General features: G+C 60.5%; 18 protein-coding genes. 5 read left to right on the top strand and 13 right to left on the bottom strand.

The features are described from left to right. Positions 1–119 precede the first annotated feature (119 nt). Both ACP7BN_RS11760 and ACP7BN_RS11755 read right to left on the bottom strand, forming a co-directional pair. Positions 120–1,826, bottom strand: a complete 1,707-nt coding sequence (locus ACP7BN_RS11760; protein ID WP_426204230.1) for an amidase — start codon at positions 1,824–1,826, stop codon at positions 120–122. Between the two features lie 126 nt (positions 1,827–1,952). Continuing rightward, on the bottom strand, positions 1,953–2,741 hold the full coding sequence (locus tag ACP7BN_RS11755; protein ID WP_426204228.1) for an AraC family transcriptional regulator: 789 nt from the start codon (positions 2,739–2,741) through the stop codon (positions 1,953–1,955). Between the two features lie 84 nt (positions 2,742–2,825). Here ACP7BN_RS11755 and ACP7BN_RS11750 point away from each other — a divergent pair, with 84 nt between their 5' ends. Then, positions 2,826–3,824, top strand: a complete 999-nt coding sequence (locus ACP7BN_RS11750) for a bile acid:sodium symporter family protein (protein WP_426204227.1) — start codon at positions 2,826–2,828, stop codon at positions 3,822–3,824. An 11-nt stretch (positions 3,825–3,835) separates the two neighbouring features. Here the strand turns inward: ACP7BN_RS11750 and ACP7BN_RS11745 are convergent, their stop codons facing one another. Then, positions 3,836–4,765 carry a LysR family transcriptional regulator gene (locus ACP7BN_RS11745; RefSeq protein WP_426204225.1) on the bottom strand — a complete coding sequence of 310 codons (930 nt, stop codon included), beginning with the start codon at positions 4,763–4,765 and terminating at the stop codon, positions 3,836–3,838. Between the two features lie 129 nt (positions 4,766–4,894). Here ACP7BN_RS11745 and ACP7BN_RS11740 point away from each other — a divergent pair, with 129 nt between their 5' ends. After that, positions 4,895–5,170, top strand: a complete 276-nt coding sequence (locus ACP7BN_RS11740) for a DUF2798 domain-containing protein (protein WP_420649697.1) — start codon at positions 4,895–4,897, stop codon at positions 5,168–5,170. Between the two features lie 364 nt (positions 5,171–5,534). On the opposite strand, the gene ACP7BN_RS11735 is transcribed toward ACP7BN_RS11740, so the two are convergent. Both ACP7BN_RS11735 and ACP7BN_RS11730 read right to left on the bottom strand, forming a co-directional pair. Further along, positions 5,535–6,713 carry a trans-sulfuration enzyme family protein gene (locus tag ACP7BN_RS11735; RefSeq protein WP_426204223.1) on the bottom strand — a complete coding sequence of 393 codons (1,179 nt, stop codon included), beginning with the start codon at positions 6,711–6,713 and terminating at the stop codon, positions 5,535–5,537. Beyond that, on the bottom strand, positions 6,710–8,086 hold the full coding sequence (locus ACP7BN_RS11730) for a pyridoxal-phosphate dependent enzyme (RefSeq protein WP_426204221.1): 1,377 nt from the start codon (positions 8,084–8,086) through the stop codon (positions 6,710–6,712). Before ACP7BN_RS11730 ends, ACP7BN_RS11735 begins: the two co-directional genes overlap by 4 nt. 225 nt (positions 8,087–8,311) lie before the next feature. On the opposite strand from ACP7BN_RS11730, the gene ACP7BN_RS11725 reads away from it, so the two are divergent. Both ACP7BN_RS11725 and map read left to right on the top strand, forming a co-directional pair. Then, positions 8,312–8,572 (top strand): ParD-like family protein, encoded by a 261-nt coding sequence (locus ACP7BN_RS11725; protein WP_420649700.1) that lies wholly within the window; start codon positions 8,312–8,314, stop codon positions 8,570–8,572. Continuing rightward, complete coding sequence (map, locus tag ACP7BN_RS11720) at positions 8,569–9,360, top strand: type I methionyl aminopeptidase (protein WP_426204219.1); 792 nt, start codon at positions 8,569–8,571, stop codon at positions 9,358–9,360. The genes ACP7BN_RS11725 and map overlap by 4 nt, the downstream gene beginning before the upstream one ends. Positions 9,361–9,556: 196 nt before the next feature. Here map and ACP7BN_RS11715 read toward each other — a convergent pair whose 3' ends face one another. The 5 genes from ACP7BN_RS11715 to ribBA form a co-directional block, all read right to left on the bottom strand. Beyond that, on the bottom strand, positions 9,557–10,711 hold the full coding sequence (locus tag ACP7BN_RS11715; RefSeq protein WP_426204217.1) for an ABC transporter ATP-binding protein: 1,155 nt from the start codon (positions 10,709–10,711) through the stop codon (positions 9,557–9,559). A 17-nt stretch (positions 10,712–10,728) separates the two neighbouring features. Then, positions 10,729–11,538: an ABC transporter permease gene (locus tag ACP7BN_RS11710; protein ID WP_426204214.1), complete on the bottom strand. Its 810-nt coding sequence runs from the start codon at positions 11,536–11,538 to the stop codon at positions 10,729–10,731. A 6-nt stretch (positions 11,539–11,544) separates the two neighbouring features. Further along, positions 11,545–12,489 (bottom strand): ABC transporter permease, encoded by a 945-nt coding sequence (locus ACP7BN_RS11705; protein ID WP_426204513.1) that lies wholly within the window; start codon positions 12,487–12,489, stop codon positions 11,545–11,547. After that, entirely contained in the window at positions 12,486–13,511 is a 1,026-nt protein-coding gene (locus ACP7BN_RS11700; protein WP_426204213.1) for an ABC transporter substrate-binding protein, read from the bottom strand. The genes ACP7BN_RS11705 and ACP7BN_RS11700 overlap by 4 nt, the downstream gene beginning before the upstream one ends. A gap of 191 nt (positions 13,512–13,702) precedes the next feature. Continuing rightward, complete coding sequence (ribBA, locus tag ACP7BN_RS11695) at positions 13,703–14,812, bottom strand: bifunctional 3,4-dihydroxy-2-butanone-4-phosphate synthase/GTP cyclohydrolase II (RefSeq protein WP_426204212.1); 1,110 nt, start codon at positions 14,810–14,812, stop codon at positions 13,703–13,705. Between the two features lie 64 nt (positions 14,813–14,876). On the opposite strand from ribBA, the gene ACP7BN_RS11690 reads away from it, so the two are divergent. Further along, a complete protein-coding gene (locus ACP7BN_RS11690) occupies positions 14,877–15,170 on the top strand; it encodes a DUF1330 domain-containing protein (protein WP_426204210.1) in 294 nt (97 codons plus the stop codon). A gap of 18 nt (positions 15,171–15,188) precedes the next feature. Here ACP7BN_RS11690 and ACP7BN_RS11685 read toward each other — a convergent pair whose 3' ends face one another. From ACP7BN_RS11685 to ACP7BN_RS11675, 3 genes are read right to left on the bottom strand one after another with little or no spacing between them, the layout of a single operon-like run. Then, entirely contained in the window at positions 15,189–15,752 is a 564-nt protein-coding gene (locus tag ACP7BN_RS11685) for an NUDIX hydrolase (RefSeq protein ID WP_426204208.1), read from the bottom strand. 1 nt (position 15,753) lies between these two features. Further along, complete coding sequence (locus tag ACP7BN_RS11680; RefSeq protein ID WP_426204206.1) at positions 15,754–16,518, bottom strand: GntR family transcriptional regulator; 765 nt, start codon at positions 16,516–16,518, stop codon at positions 15,754–15,756. Between the two features lie 57 nt (positions 16,519–16,575). Continuing rightward, positions 16,576–16,965: a carboxymuconolactone decarboxylase family protein gene (locus ACP7BN_RS11675; RefSeq protein ID WP_426204204.1), complete on the bottom strand. Its 390-nt coding sequence runs from the start codon at positions 16,963–16,965 to the stop codon at positions 16,576–16,578. Positions 16,966–17,010 lie beyond the last annotated feature (45 nt).

Genomic DNA, 17,010 nt, shown 5'->3' with positions numbered 1-17,010 from the left:
TTGTTTTGGGGTAGACGGGGCCATGCTAGCCGCGAGTTTGCTGCAAGGAAAAATCGTTTATTTTTGCCCGACTCTTCGTAAAAAACGAAGTATCGCCGTCGGGACTTTCTGTAGGTGCTTTACGCTCCCAGCGGTGGTGTACGCGGGGGCACCAAGCGTTTCGAGCCGGTAGATTCGAACGCCGAAGCCAAACGCAGCAACTCCGAATCATCATAAGCGCGCCCGGCAAACGTCAGCCCGACCGGCATGCCGATATCGGCCATCACGCCCATTGGCACGGTCACGGTTGGCACGCCGAGATGGCGAATCGCGAGGTTGCCGTTGGCCACCCACACGCCATTACTCCAGGCGATGTCTGCCGAGGCCGGATTCACATCGGCGTCCGCCGGCCCGACGTCGGCGTTGGTCGGGAACAGCACGGCGTCGAGGCCGAGGCGATCCATCCAGTCTTCGAGGTCGATCTTGCGCGTGTGTTCGAGGCCGCGCAGGCCGTCGGGCAGGGTCGGGATCTGATCCCACGGCGTGATACCGCGCTCGGCCATGCGTACGTACTCGTCCATGCCGGCGGCCAGATCGCCTTCACGGTTGGGCAGGGTGCCCGGGTCGTGCGGGAAGATTTTCGGCCCGTCGACATCCACCAGACGATTGAGCTTCGGATCACCGTTGGCCTGCAGGAACTCATCGAACGCCCACGCCGACAGATCCCAAAGTTCATGGTGCATGAACTCTTTGGAGACGATGCCGCGATTGAACACGGTCGGCGCGCCAGGACGATCACCTTCGCAGTTGGAGACCAGCGGGAAATCCACCTCGATGACTTCGGCGCCGGCAGCTTCCAGTGCTGCGCGGGCCTGTTTCCACAGATCGATCACCGAGGCGCGGGTGTTGATGCGCTGCCCGGTCGGGCCACCAATGCCCGGTTCCTCACTAGTGCCAGCCTCGGGGTCAGCGTTGATGTACATGCGCGGCACGCCCAGGCGCTTGCCGGCCAGAGATTCGCTGCTGACTGCCAGCGCGGCGTATGAAGCCGGGCGCACTGACGCAACGCTCGGGATCGGCACCCATGGTTGCAGGCGCCACAGATCGCCACGGGTGTCGGGGTCTTCCGCGACGACCACGTCGAGCACTTCGAGCAGATCGGCCATGGTGCGCGCGTAAGGCACGACCACGTCCATGGTCGGCGTCAGCGGCCAGTTGCCGCGCACCGAGATCACCCCACGCGACGGGGTGTAGGCGCACAAGCCGTTGTTCGAAGCAGGCCCACGTCCGCTTGACCAGGTTTCTTCCGCCAGACCGAATGCCGAGAAACTAGCTGCCGTGGCTGTACCTGCGCCATTCGACGAGCCGGAGGCAAACGGTGCAGTCAGGTAGTCAGCGTTGTACGGGCTCTCGGCCCGGCCATAGACGCCGCGCTGCATGCCGCCATTGGCCATCGGTGGCATGTTGGTCTTGCCCAGACAGATCGCCCCGGCCGCGCGCAGGCGCTCGATGGTGAAGGCGTCGCGCTGAGCCACAAGATCGACAAATGCCGGGCTTCCGGACGCAGCGGTCAGGCCTTTGACCAGGTAGCTGTCCTTGGCGGTGTAGGGAATGCCGTCCAGCGGACCGAGGGTTTCACCTTTGGCGCGACGCGCATCCGAGGCCTGCGCTTCTTGCAGCGCCTGGGGATTGCGCACGACTACCGCATTCAACGCAGTGGCGGTGTCTGCGCCGTCGTAGGCGTCGATTCTGGCGAGGTAAGCCTGCACCAGCTCGACCGCCGTGGTCTGGCCGGATTCGAGCGCTGAGCGCAGTTGGGCAATGGAAACTTCAGTGACTTCAATCATGTGATTACCGCCGAAGGGTTCTCAAAGGGTTGATCAATGGCAAACGATGTAAAAAATTATTGATGGTAAGACTCTACCCGGAACTTTGCCGAATGGCATGTGCAAAGTCGATAAATATCGGTAATTTCATCGGAAAAATTCTCCGGGCGTCTCACCGAACTGCTGGCGGAACGCGGCGATGAATGCCGAAGTTGAATCGTAACCGCAGGCCAGAGCCACGTCGGTGACGCGTTCGCCTTTTTCCAGTGGCGTCAGTGCGCCGAGCAAACGCAAGCGCTGGCGCCATGCGCGGAAGGTCAGACCGGTGTCACGCAGGAACAACCGGCTGAGGGTTTTCTCTGTCACGTCAAACTTTTGCGCCCAATGGCTGAGCGTGGTCGGTTGTTCCGGATGCTGCTCCAGGCTCTGATAGATCTGCCGCAAACGCGCATCTTGCGGCAGCGGCAACATCAGATCGATCTGCGGAGCGTCGGCCAGTTGATCGAGAATCACCTGCGCCAGACGCCCGTGCGGGCCGTTTTGCTCGTACTCCACCGGCACCTGACTGAAGGCTCGGATCAACTCGCGCAACAGGTCACTGACCCCCAGTACATGGCAACGCTCGAGCGCCCATCCCGACACGCTGCAATCGATGTACAGGCTGCGCATTTCAGTGTGCGGCGAGCTGAATACCCGGTGCGGCATGCCCGCCGGAATCCACACCGCACGCTCCGGCGGCGCGACGAAGCGGCCGGCTGCGGTCTGCACTTCGAGCACACCTTGAATCGCATACGACAACTGTACCCACGGATGACTGTGGCGGCGGGTGAGGGCGCGATTGGGCAATGATTCGGTGCGCCCATACAGCGGACGCGGCAGGCTGGGCAGCCCGGGAATGCTACGCCGTATGCTTTTGTCATGTCCTTTAGGCGGCATCGATGGGCTCTTCGGCGTTAGTCGGTAATTCAGTAGCACGTTAGAGTCGCTGTCACGTACTGGCAACCCCCGGATGAGCAAACCATGACCCGCCCCAGATTCCTGCCCGATAACTTCACCCTGACCCTGATCGGTGTGGTGCTGCTGGCCAGCTTCCTGCCGGCCAGCGGCCAGGTCGCGGTCGGCTTCGGCTGGCTGACCAACATCGCCATCGCGCTATTGTTTTTCCTGCACGGCGCCAAGCTGTCGCGCGAATCGATCATCGCCGGCGCCGGTCACTGGCGTCTGCATTTGCTGGTGTTCAGCCTGACCTTCGTCCTGTTTCCATTGCTGGGGCTGGCGCTCAAACCACTGCTCGCGCCGATGGTCGGCGACAACCTGTATTTGGGCATGCTTTATCTGTGCGCGCTGCCGGCCACGGTGCAATCGGCTATCGCGTTCACTTCGCTGGCGCGCGGCAATATTCCGGCGGCGATTTGCAGTGCGGCGGCATCGAGTCTGTTCGGGATCTTCCTCACGCCGCTGCTGGTGACCTTGCTGCTGGACGTACACGGTGACGGCGGTTCGACCCTCGATGCGATCCTGAAAATCAGCGTGCAATTACTGCTGCCATTCATTGCCGGCCAGATCGCCCGGCGCTGGATCGGCGCGTGGGTCGGTCGCAACAAGAACTGGCTGAAATTCATTGATCAGGGTTCGATTCTGCTGGTGGTGTACGGCGCGTTCAGCGAAGCAGTGAACGAGGGTATCTGGCATCAGATCCCTGTCTTGGAACTACTCGGGCTGGTGGTCGCGTGCTGCATTTTGCTGGCACTGGTGTTGCTGGCGGCGACTGTGCTGGGCAAGGCATTCGGGTTCAGTCTGGAAGACCGCATCACGATTCTGTTCTGTGGCTCGAAAAAGAGCCTGGCGACCGGTGTACCGATGGCTCAGGTATTGTTCGGCGGCGCGACCATTGGCGTGCTGATTCTGCCGCTGATGCTGTTCCATCAGATTCAATTGATGGTCTGTGCAGTGTTGGCGCAGCGTTATGCGCAACGGCACGAGTCGGTGCCCGAGTTGATGGCGCAGATCGATCCTTGATGTAGCCCCGGCTAAGCGTTGTAGCCTGGCCAGCGTGTTTGCAAACGCTCAATCAAGTAATCGATGAACGCCCGAGCCTTGGGCGTCATCGCCTCGCGATCCTGCACGCAGGCATAGATATCCAGCGGCTCGACATGGGCATAGGTTGACGCGTCGCGCTGCTCGAACAGTGCGACGAGTTGGCCGCTTTCGATATAGGGCGCCGCCACGAATTCAGCCAGCCGTGTGATGCCTGCGCCATGAATCGCCATCTGCGCGAGTGCATCGATGTCGTCACTGATTGCAGTCGCATTGATCGGAGCATCGAAGCGTTGCCCGTCGCGGACGAAACCCCAGCGTAGAAAACGCCCATCCAATGGGTAGCGGAATGCCAGGCACGCGTGCCTTTGCAAGTCTTCAGGTATCTGCGGCCGGCCTGCGCGTTGCAGGTAGGCAGGCGCCGCACAGACGATGAACGGCACCGAGGCGACCTGGCGCGCGACGATGGCGTCCTCGAGTTGCGGCTTGATCCGCAGGCTCAAATCAATGCCGTCCTGAATGTGGTTGATTTTGCGGTCGGTGGTTGAAAGCTCCAGCATCAGTTGCGGATGCTGCGCAGCGAACCCCGCAATCACCGACGCCAATACATGCCGACCGAATGCCGAAGTCGAGGCGATGCACAGGCGTCCCTGAAGTTGCGCTTGCGTGCTGCTGAGTGCGCTTTGCGCCGTTTCCAGATCGTGGGCAATGCGTCTGACTTTCTCGTAGTACAGCGTGCCGTTTTCGGTCAGCGCCATGCTGCGCGTAGTGCGTTGCAGCAACCGCGTATTGAGGTGGGTTTCGAGGCGGGTGATGGTCTGGCTGACGGCCGCAGCGCTGACGCCGAGCTGTTTCGCGGCGCCGACGATGGAGCCTGCTTCGACCACTTTGATGAAACTTTCGATTGCTCCAAGCAGATTCATTACGCTTCCGTCAGGCAGAGATTCGTAAGAGTCTGTTTATAAAGCACTCACGAACAAGCGTCTAGTTGTCGGTTTTCGAGATTGTTAAGGTGCCTGGCACTTATCAATACAAGACCATCAGGGCCTGACATGAATTCGACTGATACCTCGAAAACTGCATTCCTACTTCAACGCAAGCTTTCGTCCCGCGCGACGCCTTACGTGTTTGCGCTGTATATGGCGACGATCATGGCGTTCCTGATGTCGCTGGTGATTACCGCGGCCAACTCCGGAATCGAGGGCGATTACCTGGGTAATGCGCTGCACGCGTACAAGCTCGCCATGCCCGTGGCGTTTCTGTGCATTCTCGTGGTTCGGCCGATCGTGGTGAAGCTGGTTGCGCTGACTGTGCATCCTCATCGTTGAGGGCAGTTGCGATAGTCGGTTCACTTCCTTGGACGTCAGCGCTAGAAGGAAATCAGTCTAAAAACGCGCAGGCGAATCTCGGGGCTTTTACTAAGCTCAATGATGTAGGCGAAGACGCAGACTGATGCGCAAGCGGATAGCGAGGGCGCGTGGGGCGCGCTCCGAAGGGTACACGGTTAGAAAGATCTCCGCGCTGAGATCCAGCCCTTATGCCGTGTGAAGCAGCAGAGCCCGGATGTAAGCAAAATTGATTGATTGGTGCCTGTTGTGGGAGTCCCGATAAACCTCGTAAGCCAGAGACCAGCACTGGCCGCCTACTCAAACACCAAAGCCCGCATTTGCGGGCTTTGACGTTTTTGCAGGTTTAGATTGTCGCCAGTGCCTGGGCCAGATCGGCGCGCAGGTCTTCGACGTCTTCCACGCCCACCGACAGACGCACCAGACCATCACCGATGCCGAGCTTGGCACGGGTTTCAGGCGGAATGGTCGCGTGGGTCATGATCGCCGGATGCTCGATCAGGCTCTCCACGCCGCCGAGACTTTCGGCCAAGGCAAAGATCTGCACGTTCTCCAGGAAGCGTCGAGCACCGGCCAGATCGCTGTTCAGATCGAGGGAAATCATCCCGCCGAAACCACGCATCTGACGCTTGGCCAATGCATGCTGTGGATGCGATTCCAGCCCCGGATAGTAAACACGCTTGACCTGCGGTTGCTGCTCCAGCCAGCGCGCCAGATCCAGTGCGTTGCTGCAATGGCGCTCCATGCGCAGCGCCAGAGTTTTCACGCCGCGCAGAGTCAGGAATGCGTCGAACGGGCCGGCGATTGCACCAACGGCGTTCTGCAAGAAGCCCAGACGCTCGGCCAGTTCGGGATTGTCACCAACTACCGCGATGCCGCCGATCACGTCGGAGTGACCGTTCAAATATTTGGTGGTCGAGTGCAGCACGATGTCGAAGCCCAGTTCCAGCGGACGCTGAATCCATGGGCTGGCGAAGGTGTTGTCGGCCACGCAGATGATCCCGCGAGCACGGCAGATGCGGGCGATGGCGGCGAGGTCGGACAGGCTCAGCAAAGGGTTGGTCGGGGTTTCGACCATGACCATGCGTGTGTCGTCCTGCAGCGACGCTTCGAAAGCCGACAGGTCAGCCAGATCGACAAAGCTGAAGCGGTGCCCGGCGCTGCGCTGACGGACCTTGTCGAACAGACGGAAAGTGCCGCCATACAAGTCGTTGCCGGAAACGATGTGCGAACCGGCATCGAGCAGTTCCAGCACGGTGGAAATCGTCGCCAACCCGGAAGCGAACGCGAACGCCTGAGTGCCGCCCTCCAGATCCGCCACGCAACGCTCCAGCGCAAAACGCGTCGGGTTGTGCGAGCGGCCGTAGTCGAAACCTTTGTGCACGCCAGGGCTGTCTTGCAGATACGTCGAGTTGGCGTAGATCGGTGGCATCAGCGCGCCGGTGGTTGGGTCCGGGGTTTGTCCGGCGTGGATCACGCGGGTGGCGAAACCCTGCGCCGGGGCGTTCTTGTCGTGCTGACTCATGCGAGGGATCTCCGTAATTGGTTGAGCATGTCGACGTGGGTGATCAGGCCATGGAAGCCCGACTGGTCGGCAATGATTGCCACCAGACCGCGACTGAGCACAGCTTTGAGCTCGGCCAGCGAGGCGTCCGGGGCGAGGGTTTGCAATTTTTCGGTCATGGCGCTGGAGACGGTCTGGCTGAAACGCTCAGCGTCTTCGTGCACGCGCAGGAGGATGTCCGACTCGTCGATCACGCCGACCAATTGTTTGCCATCGACCAGCACTGGCAGTTGCGAGACATCGGCCAGGCGCATGCGCTGGAACGCGGTCAGCAGTGTGTCGTCGGGGCCGACGCTGACCACTTTGCCGTCTTCGAAACGGCGCGCGATCAGGTCGCGCAGGTCGCCGTAGCCCTTGCGTTGCAGCAGGCCTTGATCGGTCATCCACTGGTCGTTGTAGACCTTCGACAAATAACGCGTGCCGGTGTCGCAGACAAAACTCACCACGCGTTTCGGCACGGTCTGCTCGCGGCAATAACGTAGCGCAGCGGCGAACAGCGTGCCGGTCGAGGAACCACCGAGAATGCCTTCGGCGCGGAGCAATTGGCGGGCGTGATCGAAGCTCTCTTCGTCGCTAATCGAGTAGGCGTGGCGCACGCTGGACAGGTCGGCAATCGACGGAATGAAATCCTCGCCAATACCTTCTACCGCCCACGAACCGGCAGTGCCGATGTCGCCGCTGCGGCTGTATTCAGCCATCACCGAACCGACCGGGTCAGCCAGTACCATTTCCAGATCCGGCTGCACGCGCTGGAAGAAGCGGGTCAGCCCGGTCAGCGTGCCGGCAGAGCCGACGCCAACAACGATGGCGTCCAGATCGTGTTCAGTTTGCGCCCAGATTTCCGGCGCGGTGCTGCATTCGTGGGCCAGCGGGTTGGCCGGGTTGTTGAACTGATCGGCGAAAAACGCGCCGGGAATGTCCTTGGCCAAACGCGCGGCGACATCTTGGTAATACTCGGGATGACCCTTGCCGACGTCCGAGCGAGTGATGTGCACTTCGGCGCCCATCGCCTTGAGGTGCAACACCTTCTCGGTGGACATTTTGTCCGGCACAACAAGCACTACACGGTAGCCTTTGGCGCGACCGACCAAAGCCAGGCCCAGGCCGGTGTTGCCGGCGGTTGCCTCGACGATGGTGCCGCCGGGGGTCAGGCGACCATCGCGTTCAGCGGCGTCGATCATTGCCAGACCGATTCGGTCCTTGATCGAACCGCCGGGGTTTTGCGATTCGAGTTTGAGGAACAGCGTGCACAGGCCGGTATCAAACCGGGTCACGCCGACCAATGGAGTATTGCCTATCAGCCCGAGTACCGCAGGGCGTGAATCCTTCGACATCTTTTCACCTCATTGTGTGTGGTGATTTATCGCGTTCCGATCGCGGAAAAATCTCGCGAGCAACATAAGCCCGCCTGTCACCCGCCGCAACCGAAGTCGCGCCGTATATCCGGCTATTTCGTTCTAACCATAGAACTGAAAACGTCCGCGCGGCGGCGGATTTGCAATCTTTCGTCAACCTTGGCTAATATACGATACATATACATTTCATATCGAGTAACACTTGTGGGCATCGTAAAAATTTCCGAGGAGATGCACGAAAATCTGCGCATCTCCAGCAACGCGCTCAGCCGCTCGATCAACGCGCAGGCCGAGCACTGGATGCGCATCGGCATGCTCGCCGAGCTGCACCCGAATCTGGATCACCACGCGATCTGCCGTTTGCTGATTCGTGCGGAACAGGCCGGCGGGCTCGATCTGCAACAACTGTGTGCGCTGGCGGATGCTGCGCAGGAAATCTCGCTTCAGGAAGGCGCCAAGGCATGAAAAACCCGATCAAAATCAACACCCCGGCCGACATCGCGCAATCGCGCGCAGCCGGCAAACTGGCGGCCGAAGTGCTGGCGATGCTGGTGCCGCACGTCAAGGCTGGCGTGACGACCGATTATCTCGATCAACTGTGCAATGACTACATCGTCAATGTGCAGAAAGCGGTGCCGGCCAACGTCGGTTATCACGGCTTCCCGAAAACCGTCTGCGCCTCGGTCAATGAAGTGGTGTGCCACGGTATTCCCTCGGGCCGGGTGCTGAAGGACGGCGACATCGTCAACCTCGACATCGCGGTGATCAAGGACGGCTGGTTCGGCGATACCAGTCGCATGTACGTGGTCGGTCAGGCCACGCCTGAAGCGCAGCATCTGATCAAAACCACTTACGAAGCGATGTGCGCCGGCATCCGCGTGGTGCGACCGGGCGCGACCTTGGGGGACATCGGTCATGCGATCCAGAGCCTGGCCGAGAAGGAAGGTTTCAGTGTGGTGCGCGAGTATTGCGGGCACGGGATCGGCAAGGTCTATCACGACGAGCCGCAGGTGCTGCATTACGGTTTTCCGGATCAGGGTTTAAAGCTCAAAGCGGGGATGATTTTCACCATTGAGCCGATGCTCAATGCTGGCAAACGGCATGTGAAAAGTCTGGCCGATGGCTGGACGGTGGTGACCAAGGATATGTCGCTGTCGGCGCAGTGGGAGCACATGGTGGCGGTGACGGAGGATGGATTTGAAGTGTTGACGGTTTGGCCGGATGAGATTGAGGGGTATGTGGCGATCAGGTGATACCGAGTCGCCTGCTTCCCCTCACCCTAACCCTCTCCCGGGGGAGAGGGGACCGATTGGGGAATATTGGAGAGCTACGCCGACCTGAAAGCTTCGTAGTGAATCCATATTCGCCGCAGATCCTTCAGGTCGATGTCTGACGCAAGACACTTCGGTCGGCTCCCTCTACCTCCGGGAGAGGGCTGGGGTGAGGGGATCAGTGCGAGCCGGCCGCTTTGTTGAGGTCGCTTTCGGTCCATTCGGTGTACACGCACGCATCCGCCGTCGCCCACCGCACCTGCACCGGATCCCCTGCCTGCAACGGCATCCCCGCCGCAGAAAGCGCCTTGACCGTCATCGAAGTCCCCCCCGAAGTCACCACACTGCACGTCTGGCTCTCACCCAGAAACAACACCTCAACCACCTTCGCCGACACCTCATTCCAGCCCGCCGCCAACGGCTGATCGATCGCCTGCTGCACGCTCAACGCCAGCGCTTTTTCCGGCCGTACCATCAGCAACACATCCTGCTCGGTGCGCAAGCCAGCCGTGAGGCGGATCGACAACGGCTGCCCTTCAAAATCTGCCGCCGCATTGCCCTGCGCCTTGAGCTTGAGGAAGTTCGAGTTGCCCAGAAACGAGGCGACAAACGCATTCGGCGGATTCTGGTACAGGTCGTAACCGCTGCCTAGGCCAACAATCTTGCCGTGGCTGAAAATCGCGATGCGCTGGGACAGGCGCATGGCTTCTTCCTGGTCGTGGGTCACGTAAACGATGGTGATGCCCAGACGCCGATGCAGCTGGCGCAGTTCATCCTGCAAATCTTCGCGCAGCTTTTTGTCCAGCGCCCCGAGCGGTTCGTCCATCAGCAGAATGCGTGGTTCGTAGACCAACGCGCGGGCGATGGCCACCCGTTGCTGCTGGCCGCCCGACAGTTGCGAAGGGCGGCGATGGGCAAATTGCTCGAGCTGCACCAGTTTCAGCATGGCGTCGACACGCTTCTCGCGTTCAGCCGTGGCGAGTTTGCGGATCGCCAGCGGGAACGCGATGTTGTCGCGCACCGACAGATGCGGGAACAGCGAGTAACGCTGGAACACCATGCCGATGTCGCGCTTGTGCGGCGGCACATTGACCAGCGACTGGCCGTTGACCAGGATCTCGCCGCTGCTCGGCGTTTCGAAGCCGGCGAGCATCGACAGCGTGGTGCTTTTGCCTGAGCCGCTGGAGCCGAGGAAGGTCAGGAATTCGCCGTCCTTGATGTCCAGCGAGATGTCGTCCACGGCGGCAAAGTCGCCGTAGTGCTTGTTCAGATTGCGCAGGCTGACGAGGGGTTGGTCGTTCTGCTGGGATGGGTCTTTGATCACGGCACTCATGTCGTACTCCTCAGGCCTCAGGCGCTGATTTCATTGCGCCGGCGCAGGGCGGCGGCGATCACCATCACCAGCACTGACAGGGCGATCAGCAGCGTCGAAGCGACGGCGATCACGGGAGTCAAATCCTGGCGCAGGGTGGTCCACATTTTCACGGGAAGGGTTTGCAGGGTCGGGCTGGCCATCATCACGCTCAGCACCACTTCGTCCCACGAGATCAGGAAAGCGAAGAGGGCGCCGGCCACCATGCCCGGACGAATCGCCGGGAAGGTCACCTTGAACACCGCTTGCAGGCGTGACGCGCCGCAGATCACCGCTGCATCTTCGATCGACTGATCGAACAGCTTCAGCGAGTTGATGATCGAGATGATGGTGAACGGCAGCGCGACGATCACATGGCTGACGACGAAGGCGAACATGGTCCCGGTGTAGCCAAGCTTGAGGAACAGCGCGTAGACCGCCACGGCGATGATCACCAGCGGCACGATCATCGGCAGGGTGAACAGCGCGTAGAGCATTTCCCGACCGGGAAAACGTCCGCGCACCAGCGCAAACGCAGTCGGCAAACCGAGGGCCACCGCGAATATCGTGGTCAGGACTGCGACCTTGAGGCTAGCCAAAGCTGCGCTCATCCAGTCGGGATTGGAGAAGAACTGGCCGTACCATTTCAGCGTCCAGCCCGGCGGTGGAAACACCAGCCATTGCGACGAGCCGAACGAGAGCAGCACGATGAACACGATCGGCAACAGCAGGAACACGCCGATCAGGCCGGTGGTGGCGTAGAGGCCGAAGCGCATTCGGCGGCTCATGGCATTGGGAGTCAGGAGCATCTCGGCTTACCTCGCGTTGCTGGCGCCAACCGGGGATTCCGGTTGCAGCTTCAGGTAGAAGTAGAACAGCACCAAAGTGATCGCGATCAGCAACGCGGCGCCGGCACTCGCCAGGCCCCAGTTGAGGAACGATTGCACCTGCTGAATGATGAACTCCGGCAGCATCATGTTCTGCGCCCCGCCGAGCAGCGCCGGGGTGACGTAGTACCCGAGCGACATGACGAACACCATCAACCCGCCGGACGCCAGACCCGGCCGACACAACGGCAGGAACACCCGGAAGAAGTTGGTCCAGGGACTGGCGCCGCAGATCGAACCGGCCTGCAGAATCATCGGGTCGATGGCCTGCATGGTCGCCTGCAACGGCAGCACGATGAACGGAATCATGATGTAGCTCATGCCGATCACCACGCCGGTCAGGTTGTGCACCATTTCCAGCGGCTGATCGATGATGCCCATCGCCATCAAAGCCTTATTGATCACGCCCGACGCCTGCAGCAGCACCAGCCATGAATAGGTGCGGGCGAGCAGGCTGGTCCACATCGACAGCAGCACGATGTTGAGAATCCAGCGACCCCAACCGCGCGGCACCAGGGTAATTGCCCAGGCCAGCGGAAAGCCCAGCAGTAGGCTGAACAGCGTTACCAGACCCGCCACCGAAAAGGTGTTGAGCAGCACTCGCGCATACGCCGAGTTGGCGAACAGTTGTTCGTAGTTGCCAAGGCCAGGCACAGGTTCGAGCACGCCGCGCAACAGCAAGCCAATCAACGGCGCGAGAAAGAACAGGCCGAGAAACAGCAGCGCCGGCAGCAGATTACCGGCGCCGCGCCAGCGTTGTCTGAGGGACGGGGCTTGCGCCATTGCACTCGCCTTGCCTGAAGCCGGACCGGCAGCGCTCGCGGCGCTCCCGGTGGCAGTGGAGGGACGGGACGCCGTGGCCGCCATTTTCATTTGACCAGCCATTCGTTCCACCGTGTCGCGATGGCCGGACCGTTCTTGGCCCAGTACGCGAAATCAAGAGTGATCTGATCCTTAGCGTAGGCAGTCGGCAGGTTCGGGGCCAACGTCGAGTCCAGACGCGCCACGCTGTCGAGGTTGACCGGGGCGTAAGCGGTCAGGTTGGAGAAGTCGGCCTGGCCTTTGGCACTGCTGGCGTTGGCCAGAAACTTCATCGCCGCGTCCTTGTTTTTCGAACCCTTTGGAATCACCAGAATGTCGGCCATGACCAGGTTCTGTTTCCAGCTCACGCCGACCGGTGCGCCGTCTTCTTGCAATGCGTGGACGCGGCCGTTCCAGAACTGACCCATGCTCGCTTCACCGCTGGCCAGCAGTTGCTGCGACTGCGCGCCGCCACCCCACCAGACGATGTCTTTCTTGATGGTGTCGAGTTTCTTGAAGGCGCGATCCAGGTCCAGTGGGTAGAGCTTGTCAGCCGCTACACCGTCAGCGAGCAGGGCCAGTTCCAGCACGCCGGGGCTAGGCCATTTGTACAGCGCGCGTTTGCCGGGGAAGGTTTTGGTGTCGAACAGGGCGCTCCAGTCCTGCGGCTTGTTGGCGCCGAGTTTGCCCTCGTTGTAGCCGAGGACGAAGGAGAAGAAGAACGAGCCGACGCCGTGATCGCTGACGAAGCGCGGGTCGATCTTGTCGCGCTGGATGACGTTGAAATCGAGGGGTTCGAGCAGGCCTTCAGCGGCGGCACGCAGGGCGAAGTCGGCTTCGACATCGACCACGTCCCACTGCACGTTGCCGCTTTCGACCATGGCCTTGAGTTTGCCGTAGTCGGTCGGGCCGTCCTGCACGACGGTGATGCCGCTGGCTTTGCTGAACGGATCGGCCCAGGCCTGTTTCTGCGCATCCTGGGTGCTACCGCCCCAGCTGACAAAATTCACGCTCTCGGCGGCCATCGCGGCCTGGCCGGTCACGCTCAGCAGTCCCGCGAAAAAGATCGCGGTTGCAGCTTTGTTCAACACCATGTTCACGCCCTCATTGTTGTGTTTTTGAGCGGGCTTGCGTTGTTGCCCGCCTGTCGGGAGCAGTAGCCGAACGGTTTTTCAGGTCATCCGGTCTATGGAATATCATATTATGGTATTCCAAACTTTGTGCAAGGGTTTTGCCTTACCGGCTATCTGGGTTTTTCTTACAGGGGATCACCGATTTCTATGGTTTATTCGGTGAAGGGAATGCTCTCGACCACTTCCAGATCGTAGCCAGTCAATCCGGCATATTTGAGCGGCGGACCGAGGTGGCGCAGTTTGCCGACTCCCAGGTTCTGCAAGATCTGCGCACCCGTACCCACTTCAGAATAGATCCGCGATTGCGAGCGACTGAACTGCCGTGGCGGCTGCGTCAATTGCGGCACGCGCTCCAGCAACGCCTGGGAAGACTCATGATTGGCCAGCACCACAACCACGCCATGACCCTCGGCCGCGACTCGTTGCAGCGCTGCCCACAACGTCCAGTTGCTCGGCCCGCTGTAGTCAGCACCGACCAGATCTCGCAGCGGATCGATCACATGCACGCGCACCAGTGTCGGCTCCTCGCGGCGCAGTTCACCCATGACCATCGCCATGTGCACGCCGCCCTCGATGCGATCCTCGAAGGTGATCAGACGGAAAGTCCCGTGCACCGTCGGCAACTCGCGTTCGCCGATACGTTCGATGGTGTGCTCGGTGCTCAGGCGAAAGTGGATCAGGTCGGCAATGGTGCCGATCTTGATCCCGTGCTTGCGCGCGAATACTTCCAGATCCGGGCGGCGGGCCATGGTGCCGTCGTCGTTCATCACTTCGACGATCACCGAGGCCGGGGTGAAACCCGCCAGTCGCGCCAGATCGCAGCCAGCCTCGGTGTGCCCGGCGCGGGTGAGCACGCCGCCTTCCTTGGCGCGCAGCGGGAAGATGTGGCCGGGTTGCACCAGATCCTGCGCGCAGGCGTTCGGCGCGACAGCGGCAGCCACTGTGCAAGCACGATCGGCGGCAGAGATACCGGTGGTGACGCCGACGGCCGCTTCGATGGACACTGTGAACGCCGTGCTGAACACGCTGCCATTGCTCGGCACCATCTGTTCCAGACCCAGGCGTTGGCAATGATCGTCGGTCAGCGTCAGGCAGATCAGCCCGCGAGCTTCCCGGGCCATAAAGCTGATCGCCGCTGGTGTGCAACGGTCAGCGGCCAGCAACAGATCGCCCTCGTTTTCGCGGTCTTCGTCATCCACCAGCAGGACCATTTTGCCGAGGCGGTAATCTTCGATGATTTCTTCGATGCTGTTGAAGGCCATGCTCGACTCCGGTAACCATTAAATTCGTGGTATACCATAATACACATTAAGCCATGAGGTCACTATGAAGGCGTACTGGATTGCTCACGTAGATATCACCGATCCCGACCACTACAGCCAATACACCCAGCGCGCGCCCAAAGCGTTCGCTGAGTATGGCGGACGATTTCTGGCCCGAGGCGGGCGCAGCGAGGCGTTAGAGGGGAGGGCTACGCCGCAGCGCAGCGTGGTAATCGAATTCGATTCATACGAACAGGCAGTCGCGTGCTATCGCTCGGATCTGTATCAAGAAGCCAAGCGTTACCGCGAAGAGTGGGCGAGGGCAGAAATCATCATCGTCGAAGGCATGGCGCCATAAGCAAACACGGCAACGCGCTCAACGCATGAAATGAATCTTGCCGCTGTCGTCGTTGCCCATGTACATGCCATACACCCCGGCCTGGCGTTCCTCGATGTAGCGTTCGAGGATCTGCCGGATCGCCGGGTAGTAGATCTGCTCCCACGGAATGTCCTCGGGGGCGAAGAATTTGTAGTCGAGGGTTTCCGGGCCGAACTGGCCGGTGATCTCCAGCGCGAGCGCGCGGAAGATGATGTACACCTCGCTGATTTTCGGCACGCTGAAAATCGAGTACGGCGAGAGGATTTCCGCACGCACGCCGCTTTCTTCCCAGACTTCGCGCAACGCGGCTTGTTCGGTGGTCTCGCCGCTTTCCATGAAACCGGCCGGTAGCGTCCAGCTGCCCGGGCGCGGAGGGATCGCCCGTTGGCACAACAGGTATTTGCCGTCCTGCTCGATGATGCAGCCGGCGATGATCTTCGGGTTCACATAGTGGATGTAGCCGCAGCCACGGCACATCAAGCGCTCGTGCGTATCGCCCGGCGGTAACTGCTGACTTAAATCAGGGCCACCGCATTTCGGGCAAAAGCTCGGGCTGAACATGTCAGTGACCTATGCGTGGTTCTTTCAAAGGGATGGGCAGGGTGATCGGCGGCGTTTTTGCAGCAGTGCCGTCGGTTTCTTCCTGTTTGCGCTTGAGGTAGTCGAGCGCCACGGCAGCTGCCGCGCGTACGTGATCGACACAGGCCTGATGCGCCAGCAACGGATCGCCGCTCTTGATCGCTTCGACCATTTTTTCCATTTCCTGATTACTCGCGCCACGCCGGTTGGCCTGGGAAACCGAGGTCGCGCGCAGGTAGCTGATGCGCGCCTGCAACTGGCGCAACTGCGTGGCCGCAACGTGGTTGCCGGAGCCTTCAAGCAGTACGTCGTAGAAACCCTGCACCGAGTCGATCACCTGCTGCAACTCGCCATCTTTGAGCGCTTTGCGGTTTTCTTCGAGGGCTTTTTCCAGGGCTTTGATGTCCTTGGCTTTGGCGCGCAAGGTGAACAACTGCACGATCAAACCTTCGAGCACGCAGCGCAATTCGTAGATGTCGACGGCATCGGCGAGGGTGATGATCGCAACACGCGGGCCTTTGGCATCGGCGAACTCGACCAGACCTTCGGATTCGAGGTGACGCAAGGCTTCACGCACCGACGTCCGGCTCACGCCGAGGCGATCACACAGATCGCGTTCGACCAGACGATCGCCCGGCAGCAGCTGAAAATTCATGATGGCGCTGCGCAGTTTATCCAGCACGATTTCGCGCAGGGTAACGGGGTTGCGATTGACCTTGAAGCTGTCGTCGAGTGGCAGGCGTTTCATGGGGTCCGCTCTTTCTATGGCTGTCCATGCCAGACGGGCATCAAAACAGCCGAGGGTTTAACTGGAGGCCTCGGCGTCGGCTTCGGCGAAGGCTTCACGGGCCAGCCGGAAACTGTCCACGGCTGCCGGAACTCCGCAATAAATGCCGACTTGAAGCAGAATTTCGCGTATTTGCTCACGACTAAGCCCGTTACGCAAGGCGCCACGCACATGCAGCTTGAGTTCGTGCGGGCGGTTTAGCGCCGAGATCATCGCCAGGTTGATCATGCTGCGCTCCTTGAGGGACAAACCCTCACGTCCCCAGACATGGCCCCAACAGTATTCGGTGACCATTTCCTGCAACGGGCGGGTGAAGTCGTCGGCGTTGTCGATGGAGCGCTGCACGTAGGCTTCACCGAGCACCTGAGTGCGGATTTTCAGGCCTTTTACGAACTTTTCGTTACTCATATTTTTTGCCTCACTCAATCCCTGTGGGAGCTGGCTTGCCAGCGA

Origin of the sequence: Pseudomonas sp. TWP3-1 (genome assembly GCF_049896625.1) — a bacterium.
In the GTDB taxonomy this organism is placed as follows: Bacteria; Pseudomonadota; Gammaproteobacteria; order Pseudomonadales; family Pseudomonadaceae; genus Aquipseudomonas.
Note: the sequence above shows the minus strand (reverse complement) of the source record. Positions and strands in the feature narration are given on the sequence as shown.